This window comes from Streptomyces endophyticus (genome assembly GCF_035798155.1).
GTDB lineage: Bacteria > Actinomycetota > Actinomycetes > Streptomycetales > Streptomycetaceae > Streptomyces > Streptomyces endophyticus.
Genome location: NZ_JAOZYC010000164.1, coordinates 154,434 through 170,449 on the forward strand (window position 1 = coordinate 154,434; position 16,016 = coordinate 170,449).

The 16,016-nt window shown below is 71.5% G+C and carries 14 protein-coding genes; 3 read left to right on the plus strand and 11 right to left on the minus strand.

The features are described 5' to 3' along the window. Nucleotides 1–92 precede the first annotated feature (92 nt). Nucleotides 93–986, minus strand: a complete 894-nt coding sequence (locus tag OKJ99_RS33530) for a hypothetical protein (protein ID WP_326021904.1) — start codon at nucleotides 984–986, stop codon at nucleotides 93–95. A gap of 161 nt (nucleotides 987–1,147) precedes the next feature. On the opposite strand from OKJ99_RS33530, the gene OKJ99_RS33535 reads away from it, so the two are divergent. Continuing rightward, nucleotides 1,148–1,858, plus strand: a complete 711-nt coding sequence (locus OKJ99_RS33535) for a 3-keto-5-aminohexanoate cleavage protein (RefSeq protein WP_326021905.1) — start codon at nucleotides 1,148–1,150, stop codon at nucleotides 1,856–1,858. On the opposite strand, the gene OKJ99_RS33540 is transcribed toward OKJ99_RS33535, so the two are convergent. Both OKJ99_RS33540 and OKJ99_RS33545 read right to left on the minus strand, forming a co-directional pair. Further along, nucleotides 1,853–3,106, minus strand: a complete 1,254-nt coding sequence (locus OKJ99_RS33540; protein ID WP_326021906.1) for an SLC13 family permease — start codon at nucleotides 3,104–3,106, stop codon at nucleotides 1,853–1,855. The two genes, OKJ99_RS33535 and OKJ99_RS33540, sit on opposite strands and share 6 nt — an antisense overlap. A gap of 77 nt (nucleotides 3,107–3,183) precedes the next feature. Further along, nucleotides 3,184–4,305 (minus strand): PrpF domain-containing protein, encoded by a 1,122-nt coding sequence (locus tag OKJ99_RS33545; RefSeq protein WP_326021908.1) that lies wholly within the window; start codon nucleotides 4,303–4,305, stop codon nucleotides 3,184–3,186. Between the two features lie 139 nt (nucleotides 4,306–4,444). Between OKJ99_RS33545 and OKJ99_RS33550 the strand changes: the two genes are divergently transcribed. Then, nucleotides 4,445–5,398: a LysR family transcriptional regulator gene (locus tag OKJ99_RS33550; protein WP_326021909.1), complete on the plus strand. Its 954-nt coding sequence runs from the start codon at nucleotides 4,445–4,447 to the stop codon at nucleotides 5,396–5,398. A gap of 42 nt (nucleotides 5,399–5,440) precedes the next feature. Here OKJ99_RS33550 and OKJ99_RS33555 read toward each other — a convergent pair whose 3' ends face one another. The 8 genes from OKJ99_RS33555 to OKJ99_RS33590 form a co-directional block, all read right to left on the minus strand. Further along, nucleotides 5,441–7,678 carry a glycoside hydrolase family 3 N-terminal domain-containing protein gene (locus tag OKJ99_RS33555; RefSeq protein WP_326021911.1) on the minus strand — a complete coding sequence of 746 codons (2,238 nt, stop codon included), beginning with the start codon at nucleotides 7,676–7,678 and terminating at the stop codon, nucleotides 5,441–5,443. 3 nt (nucleotides 7,679–7,681) lie between these two features. Then, nucleotides 7,682–9,610 (minus strand): cellulase family glycosylhydrolase, encoded by a 1,929-nt coding sequence (locus OKJ99_RS33560; protein ID WP_326021912.1) that lies wholly within the window; start codon nucleotides 9,608–9,610, stop codon nucleotides 7,682–7,684. Between the two features lie 51 nt (nucleotides 9,611–9,661). Next, nucleotides 9,662–10,678 carry a LacI family DNA-binding transcriptional regulator gene (locus tag OKJ99_RS33565; RefSeq protein ID WP_326021914.1) on the minus strand — a complete coding sequence of 339 codons (1,017 nt, stop codon included), beginning with the start codon at nucleotides 10,676–10,678 and terminating at the stop codon, nucleotides 9,662–9,664. A 2-nt stretch (nucleotides 10,679–10,680) separates the two neighbouring features. After that, nucleotides 10,681–11,523, minus strand: coding sequence for a carbohydrate ABC transporter permease (locus tag OKJ99_RS33570; RefSeq protein ID WP_326021915.1), 843 nt, complete (start codon nucleotides 11,521–11,523; stop codon nucleotides 10,681–10,683). 28 nt (nucleotides 11,524–11,551) lie between these two features. Continuing rightward, entirely contained in the window at nucleotides 11,552–12,487 is a 936-nt protein-coding gene (locus OKJ99_RS33575) for a carbohydrate ABC transporter permease (RefSeq protein ID WP_326021916.1), read from the minus strand. Between the two features lie 85 nt (nucleotides 12,488–12,572). Then, complete coding sequence (locus tag OKJ99_RS33580; RefSeq protein ID WP_326021918.1) at nucleotides 12,573–13,856, minus strand: ABC transporter substrate-binding protein; 1,284 nt, start codon at nucleotides 13,854–13,856, stop codon at nucleotides 12,573–12,575. 127 nt (nucleotides 13,857–13,983) lie between these two features. Then, nucleotides 13,984–14,523: a GNAT family N-acetyltransferase gene (locus OKJ99_RS33585; RefSeq protein ID WP_326021920.1), complete on the minus strand. Its 540-nt coding sequence runs from the start codon at nucleotides 14,521–14,523 to the stop codon at nucleotides 13,984–13,986. A 29-nt stretch (nucleotides 14,524–14,552) separates the two neighbouring features. Beyond that, on the minus strand, nucleotides 14,553–15,287 hold the full coding sequence (locus tag OKJ99_RS33590) for an SDR family oxidoreductase (RefSeq protein ID WP_326021921.1): 735 nt from the start codon (nucleotides 15,285–15,287) through the stop codon (nucleotides 14,553–14,555). 144 nt (nucleotides 15,288–15,431) lie between these two features. On the opposite strand from OKJ99_RS33590, the gene OKJ99_RS33595 reads away from it, so the two are divergent. Next, entirely contained in the window at nucleotides 15,432–16,004 is a 573-nt protein-coding gene (locus OKJ99_RS33595) for a TetR/AcrR family transcriptional regulator (RefSeq protein ID WP_326021922.1), read from the plus strand. Nucleotides 16,005–16,016 lie beyond the last annotated feature (12 nt).

Below are 16,016 nucleotides of genomic sequence, written 5' to 3' on the forward strand. Positions count from 1 at the left end.
CCGCACGACGGCACACCTCCGCGCGGGACCCGCCCACTGGCCGCGGGTCCCGCGCGTACCGCCCCCCGACCACCGAACGCGCGATCCGGTGATCAGGGGGCGAGCCCGTTCGTCCACCGGTAGGGAACGGGCTTCCCGGAGTGTGCGTCGAGCAGGACGCGGTCACCCAGGGGCTCCCGCAGCCGCACCTCGACCCGCTCCAGCTTTGCCTGCTTCGTGCAGATGCGGCCGGGGTCCCGGCCCGTGACGGAGGCGGACAGCACGACACTGCCGCGGGTCTCCAGAGCGTCCACCGTGGGCCCGTCGTCGCAGACGCCGTGCAGGGCGACGACCGTCACCGCGCGTCCGTCGGCGGAGACCTTGAGCAGGCGGTTGAGCGGGGGGTCCGGGAGATCGTGGGCCGCCTTGACCGGGGACCGGGGGGTCTTCGACGGGACGGCGGCGGCCTGCTTGAGCGGGGAGGCGTAGCCGTCGAGCGTGAAGACCCAGGCGGGGACCGACGCCGGTCCGCGACTGGTCGACATCCGCATCCGCCCCAACTCCACGCCGATCACCGCGAGTTGCGGCTTCCCTTCGGCGCGCGGCCCCGCCAGGGTGTCGTACGCCTCCTTCGCCCCCACCAGTGGGCGCGTGACGGAATGACCCGCCGCCCAGCTCACCGTGCCGTCCTTGGGCCCGGCGTCCGGCAACGTACCCCGCACCTTGAAGTTCCGTCGCTCGTACGCCTGTTGGTCGGCGCCGTCGTGCAGCCCGCCGCGCGGAAGCCGGACCGCCTCCCCGGTGGGGTGATACCCGGCCCGCCACGCGGTGGCCGCGGACGAACCGTCCCAGGCGTCGGCCACCTGCCGGGCCCGCTCGGCGAGCGCGTCCCCGCCGTCCTCCGCCATCTTCTCGCTGCCGCAACCGGCCGCGGCGACAAGCCCGACGACGGACAGGGCGATGCCCGCCGCCAGCGGCCTGCCGGTGCGAACCGCCCCGATACCCATATGACCTCCTGAACGACACCCGGGCCCACGGCCGACTCCTGTGGCCCTGTGACGCGGCAGAGCCGGATTGGGTTCACCGGCCGAGCCGGCCGAGCCGGCCGCTGGGCGGTGCCGTCGACTGAACAGCGGCGATTGTCAGACCCGCCTGGGACGATCGCGGCATGTTGCAGGTCTGCCTGAACGGTGCCCGAACCCGTGCCGAGTGCGCTCATGTCCCCGTGAGCCCACGGGAGCTGGCGGAGGCCGCCCGTGGGGCCGTCGCCGCCGGGGCCCGGGACATCCACCTCCACCCCAAGAACCGCGACGGCGAGGACACCCTCGACCCCGGCACCGTCGCCGCGGCCGTCGAGGCGGTCAGGGCCGCGGTCCCGGCCGTCCCCGTCGGCGTCACGACGGGAGCCTGGACCTCACCGGATCCCGAGGCCCGTGCCGCTCAGGTCCGGTCCTGGACCGTGCTGCCCGACCACGCCTCGGTGAACTGGCACGAGGACGGCGCCACCGAAGTGGCCGCCGTCCTCCTGGACCGGGGCATCGGAGTCGAAGCGGGCATCTACTCCGGAACCGACGCGGCGCGACGCTTCCTCGACTGGCCCCTGTCCCACCGGGTGCTGCGCGTCCTGGCCGAGGTAACGGAAACCGACCCGCAGGCCGCGCTGGGCGCGGCGGACGAGTTGCTGGACGAACTCGGCCCCGCGGCCGCGACCTCCCGCATCCTCCTGCACGGCGAGGACGGGTCGGCCTGGCCGGTCCTCCGACTCGCCGTCTCCCGGAACCTGGACACACGGATCGGCCTGGAAGACGTACTCCAACTGCCGGACGGCACACCGGCAGTCGGTAACGCGCGGCTCGTTCAGGCGGCCCGCACCCTATGACCAGGGCAGCACCAGCGCGCCCCAGGCGACGACGGGGCCGAGGGCCACGATGCCGCCGGTGTAGCTGATGACCTGGCGGTAGAAGCGGCGGGGGTCGACGCCGCGGGCGTTGCTCAGGACCAGCGCGCCGTTCGTGGAGAAGGGGGACGTGTCGACGATCGTCGTCGAGACGGCGAGCGCGGCGATCAGACCGGCGGCGTTGAGGTGGCTGGACAGCAGTAGCGGTACGGCCACGGGGATGATCGCGGTGATGATCGCCGTGGAGGACGCGAAGGCCGAGGTGACGGCCACGGTGAAGCACAGCAGCAGGGCGACGAGGAGCGGGGCGCCCAGGCCCGCCGCGTGTTCGGAGATCTCCTCGATGATGCCGGCCTTCTCCAGCATGGCGATGTACGTCATCATCCCCGCGACCAGCAGCAGCGTCGACCAGCTGATCCCGTCCACGGCCTTCTCCTGCCGCTTCATGTCCACCAGGGCGAGCAGCGCGCCCGCCGCGAGTGCCAGCAGCCCGATCTCCAGATGGAAGCCGAGCGCGCCGACGACCAGGACGACCAGGGCGCCGAGGGTGAGCCACTGACGCCAGTCCGGCATGCCCGAGACGGCCAGGTCCTCGTCCTCGGACGTCACTTCGGCGTCCTCGGCCAGCGGAGCGGGGCGCTTCGAGAAGACCGCGTAGGTCACCGCCGACAGCACCAGGTTGATCACGAAACTGGCGGTGAACAGGGTCACGGGGGAGACGTGCAGCGTGGTCTTGTCGACGACCCCCAGCACCAGCGCCCCGGAGACGGCGAGCGGCGAGAACGCCCCCGCGTGTCCGCCGCTGATCACCATCATTCCCACGACCAGCGGGTTCAGCTTGTAACGGTGGGCGAAGTTCATGCCGATCGGAACCAGGAGCGCGACCGCGGCCGGGGTGAACGTGCCGAAGGCCGTCAGCAGCGCCGCGACCAGGAACAGCACCCACGGAATGAGCGCCACCTTTCCGCGCACCAGCCGCACGCCCGCGGTGACGAGCCAGTCGATGGTGCCGTTGCGGCGGGCCACGGAGAACAGATAGGTGACCCCGACGATCGTCACGAAGAGATCCACGGGGAACCCTTCGAAGATCTCCTCCTGGGTGAGGCCGAGCGAGACGGTGCCGACCAGGAAGGTCGCGACGAAGGCGAGGATGCCCAGGTTGATCGGCAGCACGGTGCCGACCACGAACATCACCAACAGGGCGCCTATGGATATCACTTCAGCAGACATCATTGTCCTTGGTGCGGTGGGGACAGGGCGGACGGTCGGGGGGTGGCAGTACGAGGGTGCGCGTGCGGGCGTCCCGGTCAGGCGGCGCGCTGCTCGCCGGTGTCGGGTACGTAGATCCGGGCGTCGGCGAGCAGTCGCGCCGCCCGCCGTACGGTGACCCGGCCGGGTCGGCCGTCCCGCACGTCGGAGCAGCGGACCGCCACCACGCCCGCCGGGGTGCCGAGCCGCAGCCAGCCGTCGTCCCGGGCGGCCGCGATCCCGTGGACCACGGAGTCCTTCACGAGGCCCGCCGCGGCGAGGGCGACGGCCGAGGTCAGGCCGATCGCCGGGTGCGGCGCGTTCATGGAGAGCATGCGTACCGAGACGTCGTAGTCCTCGGCCGCGACCTGTTCGCCGAGCGTCGTGGTGTACGGCACCGGAGGCCCGACGAGGCCCACCTTCGGCACCGCGTCACCGGGCGCATGCCCCGGCTCGACCAGACCCATCAACGGCGCCGCCGCATGCCGGACGGCGCGCAGCCACGGCACATCGGCCCGCACCTGGTCCAGGGTTTCGGAGCCGCCGCGCCCCGCCCCGTCGGCGTCGACGAGGACCACCGGGGCTCCGGCGTCCACCATGCTCACGAGGACCGGTTCGGCGTCGTGGACCGGCAGCTTCTGTGCGGCCTGCCCGGTCGGGAGCAGGGCTCCCGTGGTGCCGCCCGCCGGGTCGCGGAACGTGAGGTCGACGGCGACACCACCGGCACGCGTGCCCGGAACGGTCTGCCGTCCGAAGTGCTGCACCACGCCGCCCGTGGTGTCCACGATCCCCTCAAGGACGGCGCCGGTGTTGGTGTTGCGCATCACCACGCGGGTCCGGTCGCCCGCGATCGGCACCATCCCCTTCGCCACCGCGTACAGGGCGACGCCCGTGGCGCAGTTGCCGCAGTTGCTGGTCCACTCCACGGTGGCGTCGCCGATGCCGACCTGGGCGAAGAGATAGTCGATGTCGACGCCCGGCGCGGGCGAGGCGCTGACGATCGCCGCCTTGGAGGTGGTGGGGGTGGCGCCGCCGACCCCGTCCAGTTCCACGGGGTCCGCCGCGCCGTACGCGGCGACCAGCATCCGCGCCAACTCGCCGCGATCCGCGGGGACATGGACCTGGTGGAACAACCAGCACTTGCTGGTGCCGCCACGCACCAAAGTCGCAGGGATGTGCACGTCTGAGGCTCTTCCTTGATCAGGAGGGAACGCCGGCGGAACGGGCCGTTCCGGCGATTGCCACGACCATCGCAGAGCCGCGACTTGGGGACAATGGCAGTTCACTTCACTCGGGTTAAGCTGCGCTAAAGTGACACCCATGCTGAACGTGCGCCGCCTGCTGCTCCTCACCGAGGCCGCCGAGCGTGGCTCGCTCACCGCGGCCGCGGAGGAGCTGGGCATGACCACATCCGCCGCCTCCCAGCAGATGTCGCTCCTTGAGCAGGAGGCGGGGCAGCCCCTCGTGGAGCGGCTGCCCCGCGGCATCCGGCCCACCCCCGCGGGCGCCGCGCTGGCCGAGCGCGGCCGCGCGGTACGCCGCGAACTGCGCGCCGCCGAGGCCGACCTGCACTCGTTCGCCGCCCTCGACCAGGGCACGCTGCAACTCGGATCGTTCCCCACGGCGAGCGCGTCGCTGCTGCCGCTGGCGCTCACCAAGTTCCGCCGCAGCCACACCGGCATCCGCATCGAGGTACGGGCGGGCGTGCTCGCCGAACTCCGGGAGATGCTGCACACGGGCGAGGTGGAGCAGGCGCTGCTGTGGGACTACGAGTGGAACCGGGTCGACGATCCGGCCCTCGCCCTCACCCATCTCCTCGACGACCCCACGGTGCTTGTCGTCCCCGCCGACTCCCCGCTGCGCGCCCACTCGCCCGTGCACCTCGGCGGCCTCGCCGACCAGGAGTGGATCATCCGCGCGGACAACCACCCGGTCGCGGACGTGCTGCGCCGCAGCTGCCGGCAGGCGGGCTTCGAACCACGGATCGCCTACGCCTCGCACGACTACCAGGAGGCGCAGGCCATGGTCGCGGCCGGACTCGGCATCGCCCTGGCGCCCCGGCTCGCCCTCACCAGCCGCCGCAGCGACGTCCGGCTCCTGCCCTTCGCCTCCGACGTCGCCGCGCCGACCCGCCGCATCCTCCTCGCCCGCTCCACCTCCCGGCCCGCGACGCCGCCCGCGCAGGCGATGGCCCGCGTCCTGCGTACGGTGGCGCGGCGGTTCGCGGCGCCGGGCCTCGACCGGGCGCAGCTCGGAGCGGTGCGCCGCGGCTGAGGCGCGCAGGAGCCGGGGCGGACTCCTGCGCGCAGAGGGCGGTCAGATGGTGAGTGTCACGGACTGCGTGGAGTCCGACGAGCGGCCCGTCTCGATCTCGTACGTGCCCGGTTCCACGGCCAGGTCGAGGGAGCGGGTGACCGAGGCCAGGACCGTGTCGTCGAGGGGGAAGGCGACCGTGGCCCTCTCGCCGGGCGCCAGGTCCACGCGCCGGAAACCGCGCAGCTCACGGACGCGCGGCCAGGACGTCGCGCCGCCGACCCGGCGCACGTAGAGCTGCACGGTCTCGCGGACCGGCCGGTCGCCGGTGTTGGTGACCTCGACCTCGCACACCCCGTCGGACACGTGCGGCGAGCCGAACTCGGTGGTGGTGTACGACAGTCCGTGGCCGAAGGGGTACAGGGGCGTGCCCGGTTCGTCGACGTAGCCGCGGAAGCCGTGGTCCTTGGAGTTGTAGAAGACGGGGAGCTGGCCGGAGGAGCGCGGCACCGAGACGGGCAGCCGTCCGCTCGGCTCGCAGGCGCCGAGCAGCACGTCCGCGACGGCCCGGCCGCCCCACGGCCCCGGATACCAGGCGCTCACCAACGCCCCTGCCTGCTCCGCGAGTTCGGACACCGCGTGCGGACGGCCCTGGATCAGCACCGCGACGCACGGTGTGCCGGTCGCCGCCACCGCCTCGGCGAGCGCCCGCTGCCCGGCGCCGAGCCGGACGTCGGCGAGGTCGACGCCCTCGCCGCAGGTCATCTCCGTCGGGTTGCCGGTGGCGATGATCGCGGCACCGTTGTCGTCGAAGCGTGTGTCGTGTTCGCGTGCGCTGGAGCCGCCGAGCACGAGCACCGCGACATCGGACGCGGCGGCCAGGGCAACGGCCTCCGCGATCCCCGAACGGTCGTCGCCCACCAGGTCGCAGCCGCGCGCGTACGTCACGTCCGCACCGGCCTCCCGCAGCCCGGCGAGCACCGAGACACCACTGTCCGGCCGCTGCGGCGCCGTGTAGTCGCCGATCTGCTGCGGGATCGAGTCGGCGTTCGGGCCGATGACGGCGATGCGCTTAGCCTCGGGGGCGAGGGGGAGCACCGCCGCGTCGTTGTGCAGGAGGGTGATCGACGCGCGGGCGATCCGCTCGCTCAACTCCCTTGTGTGGGCGGCCCGTTCGGGGCCTTCAGCCACGTATGGCCGCTCGAAGAGGCCGAGTCGGAACTTCAGCGTCAGGACGCGGGCCACCGCCGTGTCCAGCACACCGGTCGGGACGAGACCGCGCTCCACCGCCGTCCCCAGCTCCGGGAACACCCCGTCCCACAGGCTCAGATCCGTGCCCGCCGACAGCGCGAGCGCCGCCGCGGACGGCCGGTCGCCGGCCAGCCGCACGAGGCGGTCGAGCGCGCAACCGTCCGCCATCACCAGGCCCTCGAAGCCCCAGCGCTCGCGGAGCAGCCCGGAGAGCAGGTCGTGCGAGGCCGCGCACGGCAGGCCGTCGAACTCGTTGTACGCGGCCATCACGCCCGCCGCCCCCGCCCGCACCCCCGCGAGGGCCGCCGGGAGATGGATCTCGTGCAGCTCGCGGGCGCCGATCTCGGTGGCGGCGCTGTTCCGCCCGCCCACCGAACTCCCTTGCCCCGCAAAGTGCTTGAGCACGACGGCCACCCGGTCCGCACCGAAGGCCTCACCCGTGCCCTGCATCCCCTCGACCAGCGCCTCGGTGAGCCGCGCCGCCAGGTACGGGTCCTCGCCGAAGCACTCCTCCGCGCGGCCCCAGCGCGGATCCCGCACCAGGTCGAGCGCCGAGACGAGCGCGATGTGCCCGCCACGGGCCCGGAGTTCGGCCGCCGCTGCGGCCGCCGCCTCCCGGTACAGGTCCGGGTCCCAGGTGGCGCCGACCGCGAGATTCACCGGCAGCACGGTGCCGTCGAGGGCCTGGTGGCCGTGCGGCACCTCCTCCACCATCAGGACGGGGATGCCGAGCCGCGTGTTCTCGATGACATGCCGCTGCACCGCGTCCGCGACGCGCGCCCCGTCCGCCGCCGTGATGCCGTCGCCGAAGGTGACACCGGACCACGGGTCGGCCCGCTGCAACCCGTACAGCGCGCCCATCCCTTCGAACCGTGCCACCTCCTCGCGGAAGGCGTCCGTGAGTCGATGCCCCTGTGCCGTGCGCTCGTACGCGTCCCAGCCGTACATCCGCTGGTTGACCTGGCCGACCTTCTCGGTGAGTGTCATCCGGGCGAGCAGGTCACGCACCCGGTCGGCGACCGGCGCGTCCGCGTCCTGGTACAGCTCCATGGGTCAGGCCTCCGTGTCCAGTTCGAGGACCCGCACCCCGTACGGTGCGAGGGTGACCTCGTCGAGCGGCTTGCCCAGACGGTCCACGGGCCGCACCGTCAGCTCCTCGTCCGCCTGGCTGACCAGCCACAGGAACCGCTGCCCGTCCTCGTGCACGAGGGTGTCCGCGCTGACCAGCGGCGTGTCCACGGTCACAGGCCGGGCCGCGCCCGCGACCTCGGCGAGCGCCGCGTACAGCCGGTGCGTCTGCTCCGGGTTCACATGTGCGGTCCGCGCGGCCATGTGCTCCAGCGGATACGTGGCGAGGACCGCCCGGCCCGCGCCGATCTCGTTGACGAGCAGCGCCGGACGGCCGTGCGCGTCCGTCGCGACGACCCGCGCGCCGTCCGGGACGACGGGCAGCCACGCACGGCTGTCCTCGTTCCCCGCGACGGGGAAGCGCAACGTCTCACCGGCCCGCACACCGCCGAAGTCCTCGGTGAACGTCATCGCCAGCTCGTCGTCCTCGATCGGCTCCGCCACCCCGTACGACAGCTGCATCTCGACCCCGAACAGGCCGTCCAGGTCGTGGAACCACGGCCCGCGCGTGCCCGGGTGCTCGCCCGAGCAGAACGACAGATACACCGTCGCCCCCTCGCGCGCCCGCTGCTCCAGACCACGCCGCGTACGCGTCGTCAACTGCCGTGTGGACGGCAGCAGATACAGCTGTACGTCACCGTCCTCCGGCAGCCCGTCGACCTCGCGGACGATCCCCACCGGGAGGTCCGCGCCGCGCGCGGCGACGTAACCCTGGTGCAGCGAAGTGAAGATCAGCGGCCGGTCGGCGGGGCGGCTGTACGGGTAGCCCTTCTCCAGGAACGCCGGGACGACGAGCGCCGCGCCCGCGTCCGTGCGCCGGCAGCGCGGGAAGTCCACGGTCCTCAACACATCGGCGAACGCTGCGAGTTCACGCAGCGGCTCCTTCGGTCGGCCCGCGCTGTCCGTGATCCCGAAGTGCATCTCGAAGGGGTGGTGGTCGTACGGCGACTGCTCCCACAGGTCGTCGTAGTCCGTGTTGTTCCACGCCATCCAGCCGGTCGCGCCGCCGAGCAGCGAGTTGTGCAGCGTCTGGCGGTAGTAGACGCCCGCGTTGCGCGCGGACACCGTGTCCGTGGACACGCCGAACTCCTCCAGGATCACCGGCTTCCCGGTGACCGCCGCCAGCTCGCACTCGAACGCCGCCCGGTAGTGCTGGCGCGGCCGGTCCGTGTCCGAGCGGTAGACGTGCGGGCCGACGAAGTCCACGTAGGCGTCGGTGTCGCGCAGCGAGAAGCCGTTGTCCTTGCCGGTGACCTCGATGCCCCACGCGCCGTCGCCGAGCGACACCGGCTGCGTGGCCCCGGCCGCCACCACGGCCTGACACATGAACTGCGCCCAGGCCGTCACCACGTCGGATGACGGCGGGTCGACCTGGTAGATCCGGCCGTACCCCGGCATCTCGTTGGTGATCAGCCAGCCGGTCACCGCCGGGTGGTCCTTGAACCGGCGCGTCATCTCACTCGCGAACCAGGCCTGCCGGCCGACCATCCACACGTCCTCGTACAGGTCGCGATTGCCGCGCCAGGCCGGGTCCCAGTTCTCGCCGGACATGTGCCCGACGATGAAGGTGGGCACGGACCCCATGCCGAGCTCCTCGTGCGCGTCGAGGAAGTCCCGGAAGCGGTCGCAGAGTTGCTCGTCGATCCGGTGCGGCTCCGGGTGGAAGTCGGGCCAGTAGAAGAACGACCGGGTCATGTTCAGGCCGTGGTCGCGGAGGATCGTGAGTTCCTCGCGTACGACGGCGGGGTCGTAGTTCCGCCACATGAGCGGGCCACCTGTGCGCGACCAGTAGTTGGTGCCGAGCCAGGGGAGTACGGACGGGTGGTGGGACAGCTGGGCGCTGTGGCGACGCATGGTGCTCCAGAAGACGGTGCCGAAAAGGTGGAAACGTAAGGGGAGTTGGGGCTACGGGGAGGCCGGTCCCGTCGACTCCCGGACGACGAGCCGGGGGCTCTCCGCCAGCTCGGGCGCGGGCACGCGCTCCTCGCCGACCTCCGCGAGCAGCACCCGCGCGGCCGCCGCGCCCACCACGGTCACCCGCTGGTCGACGGTGGTCAGCCGTGGATGCAGCCAGCGACCGAGCGGCAGGTCGTCGTAGCCGATGACGGACAGCTCGCCCGGAACCGACAGGCCCGCGCGCTGGGCGGCGCCGATGCCGCACATCGCCATCGAGTCGTTGGCGTACACGATCGCCGTGGGGCGGGGGGACAGGGCGAGGAGCCGCTCCGTGGCGGCGATCGCGGCCTCGGCGCCGAAGTCCGTGGGGATCACGGCGACCGGCGCGAGCCCGGACCGGTCGAGCACATCGGTGAACACGCCCTGCCTGAAGCGCGAGTGGACCAGCTCCGGCGGCCCGGACACATAGCCGATCCGCCGGTGGCCGAGGGCGAGCAGATGCTCCACGGCCTCCGTGACACCGGTCTCCTGATGGCTGAGCATCACCCCGTCGGGGCCGCCCAGCAGCACGAACGGCAGCCCCAGGCGCCGCAGTTGAACGGGGCGCGGGTCGTCGATACGGCTCTCCGTGAGCACCGCGCCGTCCACCCGGCCCTCGGCGGCGAGCCGCTCGTACAGCCGGCCCTCCTCGTCACCGTCCGCGACGAGGTGGAGGAGCAGACCGTAGCCGCGCGGCGCGAGCTCGCTCTCCAGACCGTTGATCAGCTCGCTGAAGTGCGGGTCCGTGCCCAGGACATCGCTGGGGCGGCGCACCACGAGGGCGATGGTGTGGCTGCGGGAGCGGCGCAGGGCGCTCGCCGCCGCGTTCGGCGACCAGCCGAGGCCGGTGGCCGCCTCCTGGATACGGAGTCGGGTCTGCTCGGAGATCCGGCCCGTGCCGTTGAACGCCTTCGACACCGCGGCCGGAGACACCCCGGCCTCGGCCGCCACGTCCTTGATGGTGGGGCGCCTGCTCCTGTTCGGCACGCTCACATCTTCACCGCGCCACTGACGAGGGCCGTCTGCATGCGCTTCTGGAGCATGGTGTAGACGATCCATACGGGCACCAGGGTGAGTACCGTGCCCGCCGTCAGCACACCGTAGTCCGTGCCGGTCACCGACTTCAGGGTGGGCAGGGCGACTTGGATCGTGCGCAGGTCCGGGTCCGGGCCGATGAGGACGAGGGAGTACAGGTACTCGTTCCAGAAGCTCAGGAAGTTGAGGAGGAGCACCGTGGCGATGCCGGGCAGACACATCGGCGTATAGATGTGGCGCAGCACCGCGAAGGTCGAGGCACCGTCCATCCGTGCCGCCTCCTCCATCTCCTTCGGGATGGTCCGCATGAACTGCACCAGGATCACCACCGACAGCGGCAGCGCGGTCGCCGGGAGCAGCAGCACCATGAACGTACGGGTGTGGAACAGGCCCGCGGCGGCCGCGAGCAGGAAGGTCGGGAACAGGGCGGCGAACCTCGGGATCAGGAACCCGAGCGAGAACACCTTCTCGATCACCGACGCCGCCCGGCCCTCGGAACGGGCGAGCGCGAACGCCGCCGGGACCGCGAGCCCGAGCGTCAACGCCAGGGCCACCACGGTCACCAGCGCCGAGTTGACCACCGCGGTGCCCAGGCCCGCGGTCCTGAAGGCCGTCGTGAAGTTGTCGAGGCCGAACGAGGTCGGCGGCGCCAGCGGGCTGCCGAAGATCGCGTCATTGGACTTGAAGGAGGAGGCGACGAAGTAGTACAGCGGCACCGCGAGCAGCACCGCGTACCCCCACACCAGGATGTGCGCGGGCCACCACGACCGGCCGAACTTCGCATGGCTCTTGTTCATGGGGAAACAGCTCCGATCGGCTCAGGCTTCAGTGGCTGGCGCGGAAGACACGGCGGACGGTCAGCAGGCCCACGAGCCCGGACAGGAAAAGGATCACGCCCACGGCCTGGCTGTATCCGAGATCCGCCTCGATGAACGCCTTCTGGTAGACGAGGAAGGACAGCGTCGTCGACGAGGTGCCGGGGCCGCCCTGGGTGAGCAGCAGCACGTGTTGCGCCGAACCGAACAGCGTCCACAGGAGCTGGAGCATCGTCACCACACCCACGTAGTCCCGCACGACCGGGAAGTGGATGCGCCACATGGTCCGCCAGTGCCCCGCCCCGTCCAACTGCGCGGCCTCACCGAGGTCCTCGGGAACGCTGGACAGGCGCGCAGCGAACAGCACGGCGGTGAAGCCGATGCCCGCCCAGATGTCCATGGCGATCAGGCAGTAGAGGGCCGTCGAGGGGCTGGCCAGCCACGCGTCGGTGAGCGAGTCGAGGCCGAGCCCCGACAGGGCGCCGTTGAGCAGTCCGTCGGGGGAGAGGGCGGCGTAGAAGACCATCGCCTTCGCCGGCGTCGAGATCAGGCCGGGCACGAACAGCAGATACCGGATGACGCGATGGCCCGGCGGCCGCTGCGCCACGTAGTAGCCGATCATGTACGCGCACACGATCATCACCGGCAGCGCGATCACCAACTGGACCGCCGTGTTGCGCACGGCCGCCCAGAAGGCCGGATCGGCGAAGACCGTACGGAAGTTGTCGAGCCCCGCGAAGGACACCGGCTGGAGCATGCCCGGCCAGTGCAGGGCCGCGATCACGAAGATAGCGACCATCGGGCCGACCATGAACAGCAGGTACCAGACGAGCGCGGGCAGCGCGAGGATCGTGCTGCCCCGACCGCCCTTGCGGCTGCTGCCGGGCTTTACGGGGGAGGGGGCCCGGCCCGTGGTGGCGGCGGGCCGAGGCGTTGTGATCGTCATCGGGGGCGACTTCCGTTCTCGGCGTTCTTGGCGCTCTCGGTGTTCACGGTGTTCACGGTGTTCACGGCGTTCTCGACGGGCGGGCTCAGGCGGAGCGGTACGCGGATTCCAGCGCCGTGCGGATGGTGCGCGCGGAGGTACCGGGGGTGAAGGCGGTCGAGGTGGCCTGGATCAGCGGCTGCGCGGCGGCGGCCGGGATGTACTGGTCCGGCAGCACCACCTGGCCGACCGAGTCGTTGAGTTGCTGCGCCTTCGCCACCAGCGGGAAGTCCGTGCTGAGCGCGTCCGTGACCACCGACATGTCGCGGCCGCCCTCGGTGACGAACCGGTCCACGACCTCGGGCCGGTACATGAACCGGATGAACCGCTCCACCGTCTTGAGCTTCTTCGTGCCGTTCGGGCTGATCCAGAAGCCGGAGACGGTGTACGTGCGCAGGATCGTCGGCTTCTTCTGCGCGGCGCCGTCGGTGAGCGGGAAGCCGCCTACGGAGGTGGTCTTGACAACGTTGTCGGGGACGCTGGCGAGGGCGGAGGACATCGCCGACTGCATGGCCGCGTGACCGGTGTTGAACTGCGTCGTCATCGCGTCCGACGTCAGACCCTGCGCCTTGTCGGCGAACACTCCGGCGTCGCGCAGATCCACGAAGTACGCGATGCCCTCCTGCGCGCCGCGCGAGCCGCTGAAGTCACCCTCGCGGTACAGGTGTCGGGCCTCGGCCGGGGTCAGAAACGTCTGGATGATCTGGGCGAGCAGCTTCTGTCCCGTCCAGTCGTTGCCGCCCACCGTGAACGGCGTGATGCCCTTGCCCCTCAACTTCCGCGCGGCGGCGACGAGTTCGTCGGACGTGGTCGGCGGGGCGTCGACACCGGCGCGCTCAAGGAGGGCGTGGTTGAAGGCGATCGGCCAGTTCGTCCCGATGTAGGGGAAGGCGCGCAGCCGGCCCTCGGTGTCGGTCCACTCGGTGACGGCCTTCGGGATGACGCGCTCGCGCAGCCCCCAGCCGTCGAGATAGCCGCCGACTGGAACGGTCGCGCCGACCTCGGTCCACGACAGGGTCTTGTCGTAGAGGTTGACCATCACGACATCGGCCTCGGCGCGCGCGAGCCGTGAGGTCTCGTAGACCTGCCCGAGGTCATCGCCGTTGATCAGGTTCTTCACGGTGATGTCCGGGTTTTCCTTGCGGAACTGGTTCACGACCGCGCGGAACGTGGGGGAGCCGGGCGCGTTCCCGCCCATCTGGCTGTGGATCACCAGGGTGTCGGGGTCGGAGCCATAGCCGGAGAAGGCGCCGCACGCACTGAGCGCGGGCACCGCCGCAAGGCCCGCACCCAGAGCCATGAAGCCGCGTCGATTCATCGGGGAGCGCAAGGCGGGAGGCCTCCTGTCGCGTTGGTATATCGATATACCTTCGGGGTGCGAGCACCGTAAGCAGGAAGCGGAGCGCGGTCAACCCTTTGGCGCGGAGGAGGAGTTACGTGGGTGGGTCGGGGAGGTTTCAGCCGGACGGCGCGACCGGGGCCCGCATGCCGAGCCACTGCTCGGCGCCCCAGGCCTCGAACCGCTCGACCTCGACGAACCCCAGCTTCGCCGCGAGACGCATCGAGCCGGTGTTGGCGCTCTGGGTGGTGAGCACCACGGGTTCGCCGGGAAGGGCGCCGTCGAGCCAGTCCAGTGCCGCCGCGCACGCTTCGGACGCGTAACCGAGACCCCAGGCCCGCGGCAGGAACAGATAGCCGAGATCGGCCTTCCCCGCGGCGGCCGGACGTTGGTGTGCCGGGGCCCTCCGGAGCAGAATCTGGCCGATCATCGCCCCGTCGAGCTCGACGACGAAGCTCCCGGGCCACCGCTCGGGCACCCCGGGCAACTCGCGCTCCAGCGCCGCACGCGGCCGGGCCCCGCCGAGGTAGGTGTGCACCTCCGGCGAGGCGAGCAACTCGACGAACGCGGCACGGTCCCGGGCCTCGGACCCGCGAAGCACGAGCCTCTCGGTCCTGACCGGCTCCGGCGGCCAGCCGGTGAGTCCCAGTTCTTCCATCGGCGCACGCTAACAGGCAGCTGCGCCAACTACCCCTGTGCCGTGGGCCGTACGACGATGTCGCCCACGTCGACATGGGCCGGCTGCTCGACGGCGAAGGCGATGGCGTGCGCGATGGACTCCGGCGGGATGCCGATGTCGCCCATGGACGAGGTGAGCCGGTCCCGTACCTCGGGCGCGATGTGGTCGGAGAATTCGGTGCGGGTGACGCCCGGCGAGACGACCGTCACCCGCAGACTGTCACCGGCCTCCTGGCGCAGGCCCTCGGAGAGGGTGCGCACGGCGTTCTTGGTGGCCGCGTACACCGCCTGCGTCGGGACGATCCGCAGCCCGGCGGTGGAGACGACGTTGACGAAGTGGCCCGAGCCCTGCTCTCGGAAGACCGGCAGCGCGGCCGCGATCCCGTACAGGACACCCTTGAAGTTGACGTCGATCATGTTCTCCCAGTCCTCGACGCGCAGGTCGTCCAGCGGGGAGATCGGTCCGATCCCGGCGTTGCTGACGAGCGCGTCGATCCTGCCGAAGCGGCTGCGCGCCAACTCGACCAGTGACACCAGGTCCTGGCGGACCGTCACATCCGTGCGGATCCAGGCGGCTTGGCCGCCGGACTTCTCGATGCGGCCCGCCAGGTCCTGCAGGCGCTCGGTGCGGCGCGCCCCGAGGACGACCTTGGCGCCGCGTTCCGCGAGCAGCAGGGCCGTGGCCTCGCCGATGCCGCTGCCGGCGCCTGTGATCGCGACGACCTTGCCTTCGATTCCCGACATGGGTGGTCCTTCCCGGAAGGTGGGTGTGGGCAGGCGGGGCCGTTGCGCCCCAGAGTGAAAGTGGGGGACCCCCCACTTAGGCTGACGGTGTGACCATAAGTGGGGTAGCCTCCACTTAGCAAGTGGGCACGAAGGGGGCCGGCGATGGACCGAGGTACGCAGCGGCCGCTGAGAGCGGACGCGCGACGCAACAGGGAGAAGATCCTGGCCGCCGCGGTGCGGGTGTTCACGGAGGACGGCCTCGACGCCGGTCTCGAACACATCGCCAAGGCCGCGGGCGTCGGCAGCGCGACCCTGTACCGCAACTTCCCGACCCGCGAGGCGCTGATCGAAGCGGCCTACCGCAACGAGGTGGCCCAGCTCTGCGAGGCCGCCACCGGGCTGCTCGCGGCGCACCCGCCGTACGAGGCCCTGCGCGCGTGGACCCGCCGTTTCATGGACTATGCGAGCGCCAAGTACGGCATGGCCGACGCCCTGCGCGCCATGGCCGCCGAGGGCGGAAATCCGTACGGGCACAGCCGGGACATGATCGAGGCGTCCATCGCCGAGCTGATGGAGGCCTGCAAGGAGGCCGGGGCGATCCGTTCCGACATCCCCACGAGCGACATCTTCGCCGCCCTCGCCGGGATCGCCCTCACCTCCGCGAGGCCCGAACAGCGCGCCCAGGCCGAGCGGCTCCTCGACCTCACCCTGGACGGCCTGAGGCGCACGGCCTGAGGCGCACAGCCT

Bases quoted from the DNA above. Each gene is read 5' to 3' on its own strand.
- OKJ99_RS33530 (WP_326021904.1), bottom strand. From the start codon at position 986: ATGGGTATCGGGGCGGTTCGCACCGGCAGGCCGCTGGCGGCGGGCATC.
- OKJ99_RS33535 (WP_326021905.1), top strand. From the start codon at position 1,148: ATGTTGCAGGTCTGCCTGAACGGTGCCCGAACCCGTGCCGAGTGCGCT.
- OKJ99_RS33540 (WP_326021906.1), bottom strand. From the start codon at position 3,106: ATGTCTGCTGAAGTGATATCCATAGGCGCCCTGTTGGTGATGTTCGTG.
- OKJ99_RS33550 (WP_326021909.1), top strand. From the start codon at position 4,445: ATGCTGAACGTGCGCCGCCTGCTGCTCCTCACCGAGGCCGCCGAGCGT.
- OKJ99_RS33555 (WP_326021911.1), bottom strand. From the start codon at position 7,678: ATGGAGCTGTACCAGGACGCGGACGCGCCGGTCGCCGACCGGGTGCGT.
- OKJ99_RS33560 (WP_326021912.1), bottom strand. From the start codon at position 9,610: ATGCGTCGCCACAGCGCCCAGCTGTCCCACCACCCGTCCGTACTCCCC.
- OKJ99_RS33570 (WP_326021915.1), bottom strand. From the start codon at position 11,523: ATGAACAAGAGCCATGCGAAGTTCGGCCGGTCGTGGTGGCCCGCGCAC.
- OKJ99_RS33575 (WP_326021916.1), bottom strand. From the start codon at position 12,487: ATGACGATCACAACGCCTCGGCCCGCCGCCACCACGGGCCGGGCCCCC.
- OKJ99_RS33585 (WP_326021920.1), bottom strand. From the start codon at position 14,523: ATGGAAGAACTGGGACTCACCGGCTGGCCGCCGGAGCCGGTCAGGACC.
- OKJ99_RS33590 (WP_326021921.1), bottom strand. From the start codon at position 15,287: ATGTCGGGAATCGAAGGCAAGGTCGTCGCGATCACAGGCGCCGGCAGC.
- OKJ99_RS33595 (WP_326021922.1), top strand. From the start codon at position 15,432: ATGGACCGAGGTACGCAGCGGCCGCTGAGAGCGGACGCGCGACGCAAC.